This window comes from Microbulbifer pacificus, from assembly GCF_002959965.1.
Classification (GTDB): domain Bacteria; phylum Pseudomonadota; class Gammaproteobacteria; order Pseudomonadales; family Cellvibrionaceae; genus Microbulbifer; species Microbulbifer pacificus_A.
In genome coordinates this window covers 2,338,871-2,356,091 of the sequence record NZ_PREV01000026.1, presented here as the reverse complement: position 1 = coordinate 2,356,091, position 17,221 = coordinate 2,338,871, and the positions used below count along the sequence as shown (strand labels likewise).

General features: G+C 58.2%; 9 protein-coding genes. 5 read left to right on the top strand and 4 right to left on the bottom strand.

Annotated features, from left to right (window positions below):
* Nucleotides 1-26 precede the first annotated feature (26 nt).
* The 5 genes from C3938_RS10180 to C3938_RS10160 all read left to right on the top strand — a co-directional run bounded on the left by C3938_RS10180 (nt 27) and on the right by C3938_RS10160 (nt 11,923).
* Nucleotides 27-1,556 (top strand): tryptophan halogenase family protein, encoded by a 1,530-nt coding sequence (locus C3938_RS10180; RefSeq protein WP_105103013.1) that lies wholly within the window; start codon nt 27-29, stop codon nt 1,554-1,556.
* Nucleotides 1,553-3,064 carry a tryptophan halogenase family protein gene (locus C3938_RS10175; RefSeq protein ID WP_105103012.1) on the top strand — a complete coding sequence of 504 codons (1,512 nt, stop codon included), beginning with the start codon at nt 1,553-1,555 and terminating at the stop codon, nt 3,062-3,064. The genes C3938_RS10180 and C3938_RS10175 overlap by 4 nt, the downstream gene beginning before the upstream one ends.
* Before the next feature lie 352 nt (nt 3,065-3,416).
* Nucleotides 3,417-5,384 (top strand): glycoside hydrolase family 97 protein, encoded by a 1,968-nt coding sequence (locus tag C3938_RS10170; RefSeq protein WP_199775528.1) that lies wholly within the window; start codon nt 3,417-3,419, stop codon nt 5,382-5,384.
* Nucleotides 5,385-5,673: 289 nt separating this feature from the next.
* Nucleotides 5,674-10,581, top strand: a complete 4,908-nt coding sequence (locus C3938_RS10165; RefSeq protein ID WP_199775527.1) for a discoidin domain-containing protein — start codon at nt 5,674-5,676, stop codon at nt 10,579-10,581.
* Between the two features lie 328 nt (nt 10,582-10,909).
* On the top strand, nt 10,910-11,923 hold the full coding sequence (locus tag C3938_RS10160) for a LacI family DNA-binding transcriptional regulator (RefSeq protein WP_105103009.1): 1,014 nt from the start codon (nt 10,910-10,912) through the stop codon (nt 11,921-11,923).
* Between the two features lie 10 nt (nt 11,924-11,933).
* Here C3938_RS10160 and C3938_RS10155 read toward each other — a convergent pair whose 3' ends face one another.
* The 4 genes from C3938_RS10155 to C3938_RS10140 all read right to left on the bottom strand — a co-directional run bounded on the left by C3938_RS10155 (nt 11,934) and on the right by C3938_RS10140 (nt 17,124).
* Nucleotides 11,934-12,728 (bottom strand): sugar phosphate isomerase/epimerase family protein, encoded by a 795-nt coding sequence (locus tag C3938_RS10155; RefSeq protein WP_158681639.1) that lies wholly within the window; start codon nt 12,726-12,728, stop codon nt 11,934-11,936.
* 135 nt (nt 12,729-12,863) lie between these two features.
* A complete protein-coding gene (locus C3938_RS10150) occupies nt 12,864-13,784 on the bottom strand; it encodes a sugar ABC transporter permease (protein ID WP_199775526.1) in 921 nt (306 codons plus the stop codon).
* Nucleotides 13,781-16,030 (bottom strand): extracellular solute-binding protein, encoded by a 2,250-nt coding sequence (locus tag C3938_RS18080; protein ID WP_105103007.1) that lies wholly within the window; start codon nt 16,028-16,030, stop codon nt 13,781-13,783. The genes C3938_RS10150 and C3938_RS18080 overlap by 4 nt, the downstream gene beginning before the upstream one ends.
* Complete coding sequence (locus C3938_RS10140) at nt 16,024-17,124, bottom strand: ABC transporter ATP-binding protein (protein WP_105103006.1); 1,101 nt, start codon at nt 17,122-17,124, stop codon at nt 16,024-16,026. Before C3938_RS10140 ends, C3938_RS18080 begins: the two co-directional genes overlap by 7 nt.
* Between the last annotated feature and the right edge of the window lie 97 nt (nt 17,125-17,221).

Below are 17,221 nucleotides of genomic sequence, written 5' to 3'. Positions count from 1 at the left end.
TAAGAAACCATGAGAGTTCAACAGTAATGGGCAACCCAAACAATCGCATCGTGATTGCCGGGGGAGGCACTGCCGGCTGGATGACCGCGGCCGCATTGTCGCAGCATTTCGGATCGCTGGTGGATATCACGCTGGTGGAATCCTCCACCATTGGCACCATTGGCGTGGGGGAAGCGACAATTCCCACCATCCGCAATTTTTATCGCAGTCTGGGCATGCGCGATACCGACGTACTGCGCGCAACTCAGGGAACCTGCAAACTGGGTATCCAGTTCAATGACTGGCACAGCCCCGGCTCCTCCTTTATTCACCCATTCGGTGTTTACGGGCAGGATCTTCGCACCGAAGGCCAGAGTATCGATTTTCACCAGCTGTGGCTGAAACTGTATCAGCAGGGCAAGGCCGCGCCGATCGGAGAATATTCCCTTGGAGTCACACTGGCGGAAACGGGCAAGTTTACCTTCCCTTCCCCCAATCCACCTTCATCCCTTTGGGTTTATGACTGGGCACTGCATTTTGATGCCACATTGTTTGCAGAGTTGATGCAGACCTTTTCTGTTGCCAGAGGTGTTATCCATGTGGACGGCATCATTGAACACGTCGCACAACACGAAAATGGCGAGATTGCGTCACTGCGTACCCGATGCGGCAAGATCATCGAAGGTGATCTTTTTATCGACTGTACCGGATTTCGTGCGCTGCTGATTGGTGACACTCTGGGAGTACCCTATGAATCCTGGCAGCAGTGGCTGCTGTGTGACTCCGCACTGGCTGTGCAGAGCAAAAGCACGGAGGTGCCACGCCCCTATACCCGCGTAAACGCACAGTCCGCAGGCTGGCAGTGGCGGATTCCGTTGCAGCACCGGGATGGGAACGGCCATGTATACGCCAGCGAATATATGGATGACGAGCGCGCAGAGGCAATATTGCGCGGCAATATTGCCGGTGAACTCACAAGCACGCCGCGACGCATCCGCTTTACCCCCGGGCGCCGCACCCGGGCCTGGGAAAAAAACTGCATCGCCATCGGCTTGTCCGCCGGCTTTCTCGAGCCCCTGGAGAGCACCAGTATCGCGCTGATCGAGACCGCAATTGAAAAAATAAAAACACTGGTCACCAATTTCGAGCGGCAGCCGGCCATAGTCGAAGAATTCAACCAGACAACCGCACTGGAGTACGAGCGGGTGCGGGACTTTCTGATTCTGCATTACAAGGCCAGCGCACGGGAGGACAGCGATTTCTGGCGCTACTGCCGCAGTATGCCATTGCCGGACGCCCTTCAGCACAAACTGGACCTGTTTCTCGCCAGCGGCCATATCGTCAACTACCGCTGGGAAATGTTTCATCAGCCCAGTTGGCTGGCCATTTTTGCCGGCTTTCACTTACTACCCCGCCGGTACGACCTGCGGGTGGATCAACTTCCCGAACGGCAGATACAGCAACACCTGGAAACCATGCGCACCACGCTGCGTGGCACAGTGGCAGGTGTGCCGGATCACATCCGGTTTATTCGTGAGCATTGTGCCGCAGAGCATGCAGTGGAGGAGGCATCATGAACCCCCTGAAGAAGATCACCATCGTCGGCGGTGGCACCGCCGGCTGGATAGCCGCCGCCGTGCTGTGCAATCAGTTTTCCCGCGATGAACTGAGCATTGAACTGGTGGAATCAGAAGAGATCGGTACCATCGGCGTCGGGGAGTCCACCATTCCCCCGTTTCTGGAACTGCTGCACTCACTGAATATCGACGAGAAAGATTTCATCCAGAAAACCCAGGCGAGCTTCAAGCTCGGCATCCAGTTCTCGGACTGGAAACTGCGCGGAGAATCATACTTCCACCCCTTCGGCAGCATCAGCGCAAACATGGATGAGTATGTGTTCTATCAGAACTGGCTTAAGTCCTGCGCCGAAGGGGATGATTTCGGATTGCAGGAGTTCTCCGCCTGTTCCGTGATGGCCAAACACAACAAGTTTTTTCTGCCCCAGGGTGCCAGCAAAACACCGGTATCCGAAGCCCGCTACGCACTGCACCTGGATGCCAGCCTCGTCGCGCGCTACCTGCGAAACTACGCGGAGCAACGCGGAGTGCTCCGCACCGAAGGCCGGGTTGTCGAAGTTCAGCAGGAAAACAGCGGTGATATCCGCGCGGTAACCCTGCAGGATGGCCGGAATGTCGGCGGTGACTTCTTTATCGACTGCTCCGGCTTTCGCGGGCTGCTGATTGAGCAGACACTGCAGGCCGGTTACGAAGACTGGTCCCATTATCTCCCCTGCGACCGCGCCATTGCCGTACAGACGGAGAATAGCGCACCGCCACCTCCCTATACCCGCGCCACGGCTCAGCCCGCAGGCTGGAGCTGGAAAATCCCCCTGCAGCACCGCACGGGTAACGGTTATGTGTACGCCAGCGAATACTGTAGCGATGACGAGGCGGTTGCCACCCTGATGCAGCAACTGGAAGGTAAACCGATCACGCAACCGCGGGTGATTCCGTTCCAGACCGGCATGCGCCGGGAAATCTGGAAAGGCAACTGTCTGGCTCTGGGACTCGCCTCCGGGTTTATCGAGCCGCTGGAAAGTACAGCCATTCATCTGATCGCCCGCGGCATGGTACATTTTATGCGGCACTTTCCCGAACGGAATTGCAACCCGGTACTGGCTCGGGAATTCAATCGCCGCATGGCGATGGATTACCGGGAAATCCGCGACTTTATCGTACTGCACTACTGCCTTACCCAGCGCGAAGACACGTCCTTCTGGCGCTGGTGCAGGAACATGACGGTACCGGATTCTCTAAACGAAACGCTGGAATATTTTCGGGCTCAGGGCGGGTTACCTGAATCCATGGATGCGCTGTTTGCACCCGTAAGCTGGCGCTCCGTATGCGAAGGCATGGGCCTGCGGCCGGATTCCTATTCGCCGCTGATCAACAATTTCAACTATACGACTACCCGAGCCCACCTGTTCAACTACCGGAAGGCGCTGGAGGATTTCATCCAGCAACTGCCGGATCATGACTCCTTTATCCAAAAACACTGCCCGTCGGAGAAGCCGATGGCCGCATAGCGCGGATCTTGTGTTCACCTTGTGCATGTCAGACTCTCTCGAGTCATCTTCGCCTTTCCCCGCACCTATGGCTGCGGGGATTTTTTCGTTTGCAGTCCGAACGCGGGAATATTTTTTCTTCCAGTTACAGCGGCGAAAATGAAAATATTGAAAACGATTTCAATCTATAGACAGCAGACACAGCGAATATTTACCATCCAGTCATTCTGAAAATTATTAAAGACGTGTCTACGCACGCGACGAAATTTCACAGCGGAACCTAGCGATGAAAAATCTATTTTTAAAAAAAGCGGGATTTGCAGCTGCCAGTCTGGCGGTAGCAATGTGCTCCAGCCACGCACTTGCAAACGCGGTGCTCCCGACGAAGCTGCAGTCCCCTTCGGGTGCGATCTCCGTGGATGTCTATCTCACCGACAAGGGGCAGCCCGCCTATCGCGCCAGCTACGCCGGCGAGCCCGTTATAGGAGAATCCCTGCTGGGGCTCGATTTCCACAAGGCCGCCGATATGCTGGAGAACTTCGCTATCGAGGCCGTGCAGTCCCGCAGCGCCGATACCACCTGGGAACAACCCTGGGGTGAAGAGCGTTTCATTCGCGACCACTACAACGAAGTGGTCGTCGCGCTGAAAGACCAGGGGAAGGCGACGCGTAAGCTCAACCTTATTTTCCGCGCTTATGACGACGGTATCGCGTTCCGCTATCAGGTGCCAGCACAGCCCGGCCTTGAACAGGTGGAGATTCTTGATGAGGCTACCGAGTTCAACATGCTGGAAAATTACTCCAGCTGGTGGACACCCGCACTGGCCGGTGAGAAGTATGAGTACCTCACCCGGAATACCCCACTGGATCAGGTGAAACTGGTGCACACCCCCTTCACCATGAAAGCGAACTCCAGCCCCGCCCATGTCGTTGCCATTCACGAGGCGGTATTGAAGGATTACGCCACCATGAACCTCGTGGGCGATGGCACTCGCCTCAAAGCGGCACTGGTACCCATTCACAAGGACAATCCGGTGAAGGTGGAAGCCCCGGTACCCTTCGCCAGTCCCTGGCGCACGGTACAGATTGCGGATAGGGAAACTGACCTGATCACCTCCTATCTCACCCTGAACCTGAACGAGCCCAATAAACTGGGTGATGTCTCCTGGGTCAAACCCGGAAAATATGTGGGAATCTGGTGGGAGATGCATCTGGAAAAGAGCACCTGGAACCAGGGCCCCAAACACGGGGCCACCACAGAAAATACCAGGAAGTATATCGATTTCGCGGCCGCCAACGGTTTCGATGGAGTACTGGTGGAAGGCTGGAACTGGGGCTGGGACGGCGAGTGGTTCAACCACGGGGGCGCCGCATTCAATTTCACCAAGGCCTACCCCGACTACGATGTCGATCTGCTCAGCAAGTATGCCGCGGAGAAAGGTGTGTACATCATCGGCCACCACGAAACAGGATCGGAAACCGACAACTACGAGCGCCAGCTGGAGGACGCATACGATTTCCTGCAAAAACACGGCATGAAAGCGGTTAAAACCGGATATGTGGAGAGCGGTGAGCTGCTGACCAACGGCAACTACCACCACGGCCAGAAATTTGTTCAGCACGCGGAAAAGGTGACCAGGGTTGCCGCTGAGCACAAGGTCATGGTGGTCGCGCATGAAACCGTCAAAGATACCGGTGAGCGCCGCACCTATCCGAACCTGATTTCCCGCGAAGTAGCGCGCGGTCAGGAGTACGATGCCTGGTCCAAAGACGGCGGTAACCCGCCGGATCACACCACCATCATTCCGTTTACCCGACTGCTTGCCGGCCCGATGGATTTCACTCCCGGCACCTTCGATATCACCCTGCCCAGCCGTCCGGAAAACCAGGTGAACACCACCCTGGCCAAGCAGCTCGCGCTGTATGTGGTGATCTACTCGCCGGTGCAAATGGCCTCGGATCTGCCAGAGAACTACGCAAAATATCCTGACGCGTTTCAGTTTATCAAAGATGTGGCCACCGACTGGGAAACCACAAAAGTATTGTCCGGTGAAATCGGCGAGCACATTGCCATCGCACGACAGGCCCGCGGACGTGAAGACTGGTTTGTCGGTGCGATTACCGATGAGAAGGCGCGCGAGGTGGCCGTGAATCTGGATTTTCTCAACAAAGACCTGAGCTATACCGCCACCATCTATCGCGACGGGGAGAAAGCGGACTACCAGAAGAATCCCGAGGATTATGTGATCGAAACCCGCAGGGTGAAGGCCGGCGACAAGGTGCGAGCACAACTGGCACCCGGCGGTGGCATGGCCATCAGCCTGCTGGCGGATACACCCTGATGGCCGCTGGTTGATATCCACACTCACAGGAAGCCGCCAATCGCCCCACCGGAAAGCCGCTGGGGCAAGCCGGTCCACATTCCACTGACGCCGCGCCCGCGTGTAATGCTTTCCGAAGCAGCGTCTTCACCGTCTTCCGCCCTCCCGGGCCATTTCTCAAGCAGTACGTTTGCAGTCCGGCACCTGTGACCGGGGCAATCTCGTGCAGCCCGAAAATCCCCCGGCGGGGGAAATGCACGATGTTCACAGGACAAAGCGCAGTACTACGATAAAAAACAATGAGGAACCGATGATGAAATTCCGATTGAGCCATGCTTCATGGCGACACTACCGAGGTACCAGTGGGCACCTGAGTAAACCGAAAGCTACGGTGCTCGCGGCCAGCGCGCTGCTGAATCTGTTTTACCTTTTACCGGCGCAGGCACAAACCAATCTCGCGTCGGGCGCGCAACTGAATGCGACGTCTTATACCGATGTGTACGGCGCCGGCAACGCCAATGATGGCAACCAGGCGAGCTACTGGGAGAGCACCAACAATGCCTTCCCGCAGTCGCTCACTGCGGATCTCGGCAGTGTCAAATCCCTCACCAGTATCACGTTGAAATTGCCCGGCAACTGGGAGTCCCGCAACCAGACCCTGAGCGTGAGCGGCAGCAGTGATGGTGGCAGTTACAACACCATCGTCGGCAGCGCCAGCTATCACTTCAATCAGGGTAGCGGCAATACGGTCGATATTCCGTTCAACAGCACCAACGCGCGCTATCTCCGCGTGACGGTGACCGGCAACGACGGCTGGCCCGCGGGGCAAGTATCCGAGCTGGAAATTTACGGCGACGACAGCGGCAGCAGCTCAAGCAGCTCCGGGGGAAGCTCATCCAGCAGCAGTAGTGGCGGCAGCAGCGGCGGCACGCCGAGCAGCTATCCGGTAATAGATGCCAGTGCCACGGCGACCAGCGCGGTGGGGCATCTGCCACCCGCCAATATGACCGACGGCAATGCATCCAGTTACTGGGAGAGCGGCGGCGGCTTCCCGCAGTCCGCGACCTTTGACCTGGGCAGCACGCATTACGTGGACCAGGTAACCATGAAGTTACCCCCGGATTTCGCCTGGCAGGCGCGCACCCAGACCATTGCCATTTCCGGCAGCGACAACGGGGTGAACTTTTTCCCGCTGGCCGGTGCGCAGGGATACAGCTTCGATCCCGCCACAGGCAATACTACCTTTGCCAGCTTCGCAGAGACCGCACTGCGCTATGTCCGACTCGAGGTAACCGGTAATACCGGCTGGAATGCCGGGCAGTTTTCCGAGGTGGAAATCCACGGTTACCCGGATCCGGTGCCGCCTGGGGTACCGCAAAACCTGCTCATTTCCGGCGGTACCAGTACCACTCTGTTCCTGAGTTGGGATGCGGCGCCACTGGCCGAAGGTTATGAAATCCTGCGCGATGGCCTGCTAATCGGCAGTACCGTAGAGACCGCCTACGCGGACAGCGGACTCACCCCTGCCACCAGTTACCAGTACGCGGTGCGCGCCTACAACCAGTTCGGTACCTCCGATGACAGTATTGGGGTCACCGGCACTACCCAGCAGGAAGGCACCAGCCCGGACCCCACGGTGCGCGGTGCGGACATGCTTTACTCCATTTATCAGGCGGAAAATGGCGTTACCGGCGGCGGCGCCCAGGTACTCGCGCCCAATCGCAGCATCGGCGATCTCGCCGGTGAGGCTTCCGGCCGCAGCGCGGTGACCCTGAGCAGCACCGGCGCCTATGTAGAATTCACCACCGAGGAAGACACCAATACCCTGGTCACACGCTTTTCCATTCCCGATGCACCGGGCGGCGGCGGAATTACCTCAAGCCTGAACGTGTATGTGAATGGACAGTTTGAAAAAACCTTGCCGCTAACCTCAAAGCACGCCTGGCTGTACGGCAACGAGGCCTCCCCTCAGGATAATCCCGGCGCCGGAGCGCCGCGGCATATCTACGACGAGGCCAACCTGATGTTCGACCGGGTGATTCCCGCGGGCAGTGTGATACGCCTGCAGAAGGACGCGGGCAATGACAGTCAGTACACCATTGACTTTATCAGCCTGGAAAATGTATCCCCGATTCCCAACCCGAACCCGGGGACCTTTGTCGTACCGAACGGTTTTACCCATCAGGCGGTACAACAGGCGATTACCGACGCCGCCGGCAGCGGTGCGGAGGGTGTCTATCTGCCACCGGGCAATTACGAGACCAATTACAAGTTCCAGGTAACCCAGGCACCATTGAAAATTGTCGGCGCCGGTCCCTGGTACACGCGCTTTTACACACCGTCCTCGCAAACGAATACGGATGCGGGTTTTGCGGTATCCCAGGCCGCCAACGGTTCCACCTTTGCCAACTTCAGTTTCTTTGGCAATTACGTCAGCCGTATCGATGGCCCGGGCAAGGTGTTCGACTTCAACGGCGTGCGCAACATGACCCTGGACAACCTGTGGGTGGAACACCAGGTGTGTATGTTCTGGGGTGCGAGCGTACACGACACCGTGATCAGGAATGCACGTATCCGCAATACGTTCGCCGACGGGGTGAACTTCACCAACGGCTCCAGCGGCAACCATGTGTTCAATAGCGAAGCACGCTCCACCGGTGACGACAGCTTCGCACTGTTTGCAGCCACGGATAACGGCGGCGGTATCGTGCAGAACAATCTGTATGAAAACCTCACCGCCATGACACCCTGGCGCGCGGCCGGTCTCGCCAGTTACGGTGGCCAGGGCAATACCTTCCGCAATATCCAGGTGGAAGATACCCTGACCTACAGCGGCGTCACCATCAGCTCACTGGACTTCGGCTATGCATTTACCGGCTTCCAGTACACCCCCACCACCAATTTCGAGGGCATCACCATTCTGCGTTCCGGTGGGCATTTCTGGGGAGATCAGGTATTTCCGGCCATGTGGCTGTTCTCCGCATCCAGTACCTTCCGCGGCATCCGCATTTCGGATCTGGAAATTGTCGACCCCACCTATCACGGCATCATGTTCCAGACCAAGTACTCCGGCAGTCAGCACGAAAATGTATTCGAGGATACGGTGTTTACCAACGTCACCATTTCCGGTGCCAAGGTAGATCCGCAGTATCCGAATCGCTCCGGCTTCGGTATCTGGTCCAACCCCATGCCGGAAGCCGGCCAGGGTCCCGCCGTGGGCAGTGTGGAATTCAACAACCTGACCATGTTCAACAATGTGGTGAATATCAAAGATGAGTCACCGGATTTCCATATCACCATCAACGGGTTGAACGGGTCCAGCTCCAGTTCAAGTTCGAGCTCTGGTGGCAGTTCCGGTGGTAGTTCAGGCACTGGCAGCAGCTCCAGCAGTTCGAGCAGCTCCAGCGGTGCGGGTTCAAGCTCCTCCAGCTCCGGCTCCGGTTCGAGTTCTGGCTCCGGGTCAGGATCAGGCAGCGGTGGCAGCTCCGGCTCGCCGCATCCGGAACCGGACAGCAGCCACGGCGCGGCCATGCCCTACTACCGTTACGATACGGATATCGCCACCATCGGCGGCGGTGCCGTGGTACGCAGTGCGCCCACCTTTGACCAGAGTCAGCTTGCCTCCGAGGCCAGCGCACAGAGCTATATCGCCCTGCCCGCCAGTGGCAGTTATACCCAGTGGACGGTGCGCAGTGGTGAAGGTGGTGCCGGGGTGACCATGCGCTTTACCATGCCGGACTCCGGCGACGGTATGGGGCTCAACGGGTCACTGGATGTGTACGTCAATGGCCAGTATGCAAAGACCATCGACCTGACCTCCTACTTCGCCTGGCAGTATTTCTCCGGCGACCACCCCAATGATGCTCCCGGCGGCGGCCGCCCGCTGTTCCGTTTCGACGAGGTGCATTGGAAACTGGATTCGCCGCTGCAGGCGGGCGATGTGATCCGTATTCAGAAAGGTCCCGATGCTATCGAATACGGTGTGGACTTTATCGAGATCGAGCATGTGCCCGCGGCAATCGCGCGCCCGGCCAATGCCGTGGCGGTGACCGACTTTGGCGCAGTGGCCAATGATGGCATCGACGATCTCGCCGCGTTCGAGGACGCCGTGGACCAGGCGGTAGCCACCGGTCAGAGCCTGTACATTCCGCCGGGCACCTTCCACCTGAACGATATGTGGCGGGTGGGCAGTACCGATAACATGATTCAGAACCTGACGGTTGTTGGCGCCGGTATCTGGCATACCAATATCCAGTTCACCAATGCCAACTCCGCCAGCGGCGGTATCTCCCTGCGCATACTCGGCCAACTGGATTTCAGCCATGTGTATATGAACTCCAACCTGCGCTCGCGCTACAGCCAGAATGCAATTTACAAAGCGTTTATGGACAACTTCGGCAACAACTCGCGCATTCACAATGTGTGGGTCGAGCATTTCGAAGCGGGCTTCTGGGTGGGTGACTATGCGCATAACCCGGCGATCCATGCGGAGAATCTGTTGATCGAACACAGCCGCATTCGCAACAACCTGGCGGACGGGGTCAACTTCGCCCAGGGCACCAGCAACAGCACCGTGCGCAACTGCAGCCTGCGCAATAACGGTGACGATGCACTGGCGGTGTGGACCAGTAATTACAACGCCGCACCACCGGGAGTGAACAACCTGTTCACTCACAACACCATCGAGAATAACTGGCGCGCGGCGGCGGTGGCGTTCTTTGGTGGCAGCGGTCACAAGGCCAGCTACAACCTGATTGTGGACACGGTGGGTGGCTCCGGCTTCCGCATGAACACGGTATTCCCCGGCTATCACTTCCAAGACAATACCGGGGTAGAGTTTACCGATAGCACCATCATCCGCAGCGGCACCAGCCAGGACCTGTACAATGGCGAGCGTGGCGCGATCGATCTGGAGGCGTCCACCAACTCGATCCGCAACGTCACCATCTCCCGCGTGGCCATCTACGACACCCAGCGCAGCGCTATCCAGGTGGGCTACGGCGGCGGTTTCCAGAATATTGTGTTCAACGATATCGTCATTGACGGCACCGGCCTCGACGGCGTGACCACCTCGCGCTTCTCCTCACCGCACCCGGGAGCCGCATTCTTCTCCTACACCGGTAACGGCACGGTCAACATCAACAACTGGAGCACCACTGATATAGCCCATCCGGATACGATTTTTATCCAGCCGGGCTTCAACCTGCTGATTCAGTAACGTTCGTCAGTAGTATTTTGCGGGGCGCCACGGCGCCCCTTTTTCATGGAGCAGGCACACGGCATACTGAAAATTTTCAGATCCCGGGGATCAAAATCAAACACACCGGCCTTCTGAAAACGTTTCTCGAAAATGATTCATCCTCAAATGCTCCGTTGATTAAACGATCATCCCAAACTCAAGGAAACCGATGCACTGCTGCCCCGCAACCGCTATCATCGATCGGGCCTGCGATAGTTTTGAGACGTACCATGAAATAAGAAGTACCACGAAATAAGAAGTACTCAAACGGCGGTAAAAACAATTATAAAAAACGAGAGAAAGCACCATGACTGGCATCATCGAAATCGCCAAAGCGGCGAACGTGTCCCCGTCCACGGTATCCCGGGTGATTCACAACCCGGAACTGGTTAGCGAAGAGAAGCGCAACCAGGTGCTCGAAGTCATCAATCGCACCGGTTATACCCCAAGCAATCTGGGTGCGGGGTTGCGCAAGGCCAAGACCAACAACCTGGTGGCCATCATTCCGGACGTCACCAGTGCATTCAACTATCCGGTGATCCGAGCCATCGAAAGTATCGCACTGGAGAACGGTTATTCACTGCTGCTCGGCGACACCCAGGAACTTGAGAGCCGCGAGCGCTCCTTCGCCGCCATGGCCCGTTCCCGACAGGCCGACGGTATCCTGCTGTTCTGCTCCAACCTTCCCATCGATGTCGACCCGGATATCCCGCTGGCGGATCAGCTGCCGCCGATGGTCAACGCCTGCGAGCCGATTGATCTTCCCGGCCTGCCCAAGGTGAATATCGACAACGTGGCGGCGGCGGAGGAAGCGGTGAACTACCTGATTACCCTCGGCCACAAACGCATCGCCGCCATTACCGGGCATCTGAAATCCCCCAGCACCCAGGATCGTCTCAAGGGCTACCGCTACGCCCTGCGCGGTGCGGGCATCCAGGTGGACGATTCACTGATCGAAGCGGGAAATTACGGGCTGAAAGACGCGGAGCAAGCCACACGCAAGCTGATGGCGCAGCCCAACCGGCCCACCGCGATCTTCAACTTCAGCGATGAAATGGCCATGAGCTGCCTGGCCACTCTGCACGATATGGGCCTGCGGATTCCGCAGGATGTATCGGTAATGGGTTTTGACGATATTTCCTACGCGGAATACTGCTACCCCGCACTCACCACTGTGGCCCAGCCGATGACGGAAATCGGTATCGAGTGTATGGAGCTGCTGCTGCCACAGCTGAATGGCAAAAAAATGCAGGCGTGCAACAAGATACTGCCGCATCGGCTGATGATCCGAAAAAGTACCGGGCCCGCGCCGGCGGGCTGATGGAATACATTCAATCCCAGCGTTTAATCGTGCGCAGGCTGCGCTGAATACTGTCGTAGGGCGCGGCCGCATCGTCGCGCTCCACAAACGCATATTCCAGCCCGGCCTGTTTGGCGTGCGCGAGCAGCGCGGGAAAATCGATGACACCCTGCCCTACGTCCGCCATACCGCCCTCGGTATCCGCGTCTTTCAAATGCCACAGCGGAAAGCGCCCGGGGTAACGGCTGAAATAATGCTCCGGTTCCTGCCCGGCCCTGTGCATCCAGTACAGATCCATTTCGAAATACACCAGCTGTGGATCGGTATTGTCCAGCAACAGCTGATAGGGAATAAATCCATCGCCCTGGTCTGATGTGGATTCAAATTCAAAATCGTGGTTGTGATAGGCGAGGCGCAATCCCGCCGCCCGGGCCTGACGCCCCCAATCGTTCAAGCCTTCCACCAGCCTGCGGTAATCCGCCGCGCTGCGCCGGCTCTGCTCCAGCCATGCCAGCACGATATAACGGCTGCCGAGTGTCTTCGCCTGCTCGATCACCGCAGCAAAGTCCGCCTCCATGGCTTCCAGCGGGAAATGACTGGCCGGCGCGGTGAGCCCGTGGTTATCCAGCAACGTACGTATCTCGCGAGCACTGTGATCGTAGAAACCGGCAAATTCCACCTGGCGGTAGCCGGCCGCAGCCACTCTGGTCAGAGTCTGGTCCACACTTTCCTGCATCTGGTTGCGCAGCGTGTAGAGCTGTACACCTCGAAATTGCGGCTGGTGAACCACATTGCTTTCTGCGGAATTTTCAGCGGCACTGGTCATTGCGCCTCCGAAAGTGCAGGTGGCCAGTACAAGCGCTTTAACGCGGAAGAGCAGTGGGTAAAAATTATTGTGCATGGCGTCACGCCTGTTTTTATAGGTGGAATCATTTAATCGGTGGTTACGCTATTTATTCACTTATCCCTTTACGGCGCCCGCGGAGAGCCCGGACACCAGAAAGCGCTGTAGAGAGAGAAACAGCAGCATAACCGGCAGTGAGACCAGAATGGAACCGGCGGCAAAGAAACCCCATTCGGAAGCGTAGTCGCTTACAAAAAAACGCAGGCCCACGGGGACCGTGTAGCGGGATTCATCGTCCATAAAGATGGAGGCGAGGATAAATTCATTCCAAGCGGTCATGAATGCGAACAAACCGGTAACCGCAATGGCTGGGCGCGCCAACGGCAGGATGATGCGGATGAAAATGGTCCAGCGGCTCGCACCATCCAATAGCGCGGATTCCTCAATTTCAAAAGGCAGAGTGTCGAAATACCCTTTCAGCATCCATACACAGAACGGCAGTGCGGTAATGGAGTAGACCAGAATCAAGCCCAGCCAGGAATTGCCGAGCCCCAACCACTGCACCACGATCACGTACAGAGGAATCAGCATCAATACTGCGGGAAACATTTGCGAAATCAGAAACAGCAACATGCCGCGCTCGCGCCCGGCAAAACGGAATCGGGAAAAGGCATAGGCCGCGGTGCAACTGAGGGATAGACCGACTACGGTGGTGGCCAACGCGACCACCAGGCTGTTGCCAAGCCAGCGCAGAAACGGCTGCTCCGTAAGCACTGCGCGGAAGTTACCCAGCGTCCACTGCTCGGGCAACGGGATCAGGGCCTGCAACTGCTGAACGATACTGGCGTCCTCCGGTAACCGCACCAGGGTCAGGGACTGCTGACCGGAAAAGGCAAGGCTCACCACCCATAACAATGGGTAGATCACAATTAGAGTGGAAAACACCAGCAGGGCAAAACGCCAGCTGAAGATATCCCGCAGAACTGTTACCAGCCGCGAGGGAAGAACCTGTTTTCGTCGCCCGACGGCCGTATTCACCGCACCACCTCCAGCGTCCGGCTCACCCGCATTTGCCACATGGCGTAACAGAAAAGCAGTACCAGAATCACCATGGAGTAGGCCGCCGCGTACGCGTACTGGTATTTTTCAAAACCAATACGGAACGCCTTGGTGATCAGGATATCGTTGGCTCCCGCCGGCGCACCGTCGCTCACCAGATAGATGACATTGAACATGTTGAAGGTCCACACCACCGACAGGATCACCGCCGGAATCAACACCGGTTTCAGCAGCGGCAGAGTGATGGCGCGAAACTGGAACCAGCGCCCGGCACCTTCCACCTTCGCCACTTCATAGAGTTCCCGCGGGATTGACTGCAGGCCGCCCAGAATGACCACCATCATAAACGGGATACTCAGCCACACATTGGTCACAAGCCCGGTAAAAAAGCTGGCGCCGATGGAGTCGAACCAGGCCACCGGCGTCATGCCCATGACCTGCAACCCCTGATTGACGACCCCGAACTGAGGGTGAAACATCCCCTTCCACACCAGGGCGGTAATGTAGTTGGGTATGGCCCAGGGGAGAATCAGAATCAGGCGGAACCAGGCGCGACCAAAGATGGGTTTGTCCAGTGCCAATGCCAGCACCAACGCCAGCCCCACCGCGAGCATCACATTGCTCGCGGTCCACAAAATCGTGATCAGCAGAGTCCAATAGAAATTGTCAAAATCGAGACTGCGCTCGCTGCCCTGGCCCCGCCATAAATGAAAATCTCCAAGTATTGCGGCATAGTTGTCGACCCCCGCAAAGCGCGACCACAGCGGCGTGTGCTCATTGAACACGGTGGTGTCGGTAAACGACAGCAGCAGACCGTAAGCCAGCGGAAAAAATACGAGCACCAACATGCCCAGCATGGCCGGCAGAATATAAAGGTACGCGGTGCGGTAGGCCCACCAACCCGCAGCCATCTGCCCCCTGTAGCGGCGCCACAGCAGCAGCGCCACCAGTAACAACGCCAACGGTAACAGCCACATCCATTGCGGCATCTGAACCGGACTGTGGTCGCGGACGCGGGAACGCTCCAGTCGCGCCAGATCCGCACTCAGGCTGCGCTGCAGCTGGCGCATCTCCGCTTCCGGTTGTGCCGCGCCCTTCACCACTTTTTTCAGCACATTTTCCAGCGGCACCCACAGCAGGGTCATGGCCGGCAGATTGGGAATGGGTACCGCCACTTCCAATTGGCGGCGAAACGCCATGGCGGTATCGTCGGTGGCGATACGCGGATGTTCAAAGGCGCGGATATTGGCCGGCAGCTGCCCACCATCTATCCCCATTTTCTCCGCGGAGGAGCGACGGGTCAGATAGTCCATCAATGCGACCGCCGCGGCGGGATTTTTCGACCAGGGCGACAGAAACAGCCCCTCCACCGCCACCCAGGGCGCCAGTGGCAAGCCGCTGTCGCTGTTGACCGGCAGAGGTACGACCCGGTAATTCACCCCCGGGGCAATTTCCCCCAACATCCACGGACCGCTGATGACCATGGCGGCACGCCCTTGATTGAACAGGCTGGTAACCAGAGTGCTGCTGGGTTCCTCCGGCAAAATACGGTCCAGCCGCACCCAGCGCACCAACATATCCACGGAATCGATATTGGCGCGGCTGGCGAGATCCAGATTGCCACCGCGATCAAAAGGACCGCGGCCAAAGCTGTTCATCAGAGCCCCGTGAAAGAAGGGTTCGGTGTAGCTGTAGGCGAGGCCAAAGTGCCCGGCCTTACGATCGGTGTGACGGCGGGCCTCGGCCACCATGGCATCGGTGGTGGCAGGCGCGGTCTGCACCAGATCGGTATTGAGAATCAGCGCCGGGCTCTTGAAGGCAAGCGGCAGGCCGTAGAGCTCACCGCCGAAGGTCATGGCATCGATCAGGTTCGGGGGAAAGCGGCGCAGTATGTCTTCTCCGACGTAGTGGTCGATGGGCGCCACGGTATGCCCGGCACTCGCCCAGCCCCCGAGGCGGTCGTGTGCGAATACAAAAAGATCCGGCCCCTGGCCTCGCGGCAGTGCGGCGGAGAGTTTGTCGGCGTAACTGCCGAAGGGCACGGCCAGCGCCTTGACCTGAACATCGCTCTGACTGTGGTTGTAGTCGTCGATCAGCTGTTCAAAGGCGACGCGCTCGGCGCCGCGATAACCGTGCCAGAGGTTCAGGGTTTCCGCGGCGTGTACCTCGATGGCCAGCACCAGAAAAACGAGCAGCCAATACGCAGCACCCGATCGTTTCAACACACACCTGCCCCGGCCCTGGCGCCATCGCTGCGAATACGCTGCTGGCTCTGCGCGTCAAACAGATACACCGCCGCCGGGTCGAAGGCGAGTTCCAGCACATCGCCGAGAGTGAACACCCGCAAACCTGGCAGACGAGCAATGACCTGATCCGCCCCCGCGCGCAGATGCACCAGCATCTCCGCACCCAGGCTCTCCACCAGTTCAATCTCACCCCGGAGCCGCGGCCAGTGGGCGGGAGCGCTGGCGGCATACACCAGCTTTTCCGGACGCAACCCCAGCAGCAGATTCGGCTTCAAGCCCTGTAGCTTCGGGTGCGGCAGATTGATCAATTCACAGGTGAGCTGGGTGCCGTCGTGCACCACCGACACCAGGTTCATCGGCGGCGAGCCCATGAAACCGGCGACGAAGGTATTGTCCGGATCGTTGTACAACTCCAGCGGCGTACCCACCTGCATCAGCTCACCGCGATCGAGAATGGCGATACGCGAGCCGAGGGTCATAGCCTCTACCTGGTCGTGGGTGACATATACGGAGGTAGTGCCCAGCTGGCGGTGCAGACGGTGGATCACCCCGCGCATCTGCACCCGCAGCTCGGCATCGAGGTTAGAGAGCGGCTCGTCGAACAGAAATACCTGCGGATCGCGCACCATGGCGCGGCCCAGTGCCACCCGCTGACACTGGCCCCCGGAGAGCTGGCCGGGTTTGCGCCCGAGAAGATCGGAAAGACCAAGAGTGTCCGCCGCATCCCGCACCCGCCGCTCAATACCCAGCTTGGGAAAATTCCGCACCCGCAGGCCGAACGCCATGTTCTCGAACACGCTCATGTGCGGGTAGAGGGCGTAATTCTGGAACACCATGGCGATGTCCCGGTCCTTGGGGGGCAGGTCGTTGACCCGGTGGCCACCGATTATCAGGTCGCCGGCGGTAATGGATTCCAGCCCCGCGATCATGCGCAGAGTGGTGGACTTACCACAGCCAGAGGGCCCGACAAGCACCATGAATTCGCCATCGCGAATCGTCAAATCCAGCCCCGGCACAATGGCGGGACCGTCGTCGTAGCGCTTGCTGACACCGTTAAACTGAATACTGGCCAAGGGCGAGGCTCTCTCTCATCGTCGGTTTCCGTTGTTTTTATTATTGCTTTCCGGGGGATCACAGACATTCCCCGTACGGATACTGCCAGATTTTTCC

Coding starts and splice junctions, on each gene's coding strand:
- C3938_RS10180 (WP_105103013.1), top strand. CDS start 27: ATGGGCAACCCAAACAATCGCATCGTGATTGCCGGGGGAGGCACTGCC.
- C3938_RS10175 (WP_105103012.1), top strand. CDS start 1,553: ATGAACCCCCTGAAGAAGATCACCATCGTCGGCGGTGGCACCGCCGGC.
- C3938_RS10165 (WP_199775527.1), top strand. CDS start 5,674: ATGATGAAATTCCGATTGAGCCATGCTTCATGGCGACACTACCGAGGT.
- C3938_RS10160 (WP_105103009.1), top strand. CDS start 10,910: ATGACTGGCATCATCGAAATCGCCAAAGCGGCGAACGTGTCCCCGTCC.
- C3938_RS10155 (WP_158681639.1), bottom strand. CDS start 12,728: ATGACCAGTGCCGCTGAAAATTCCGCAGAAAGCAATGTGGTTCACCAG.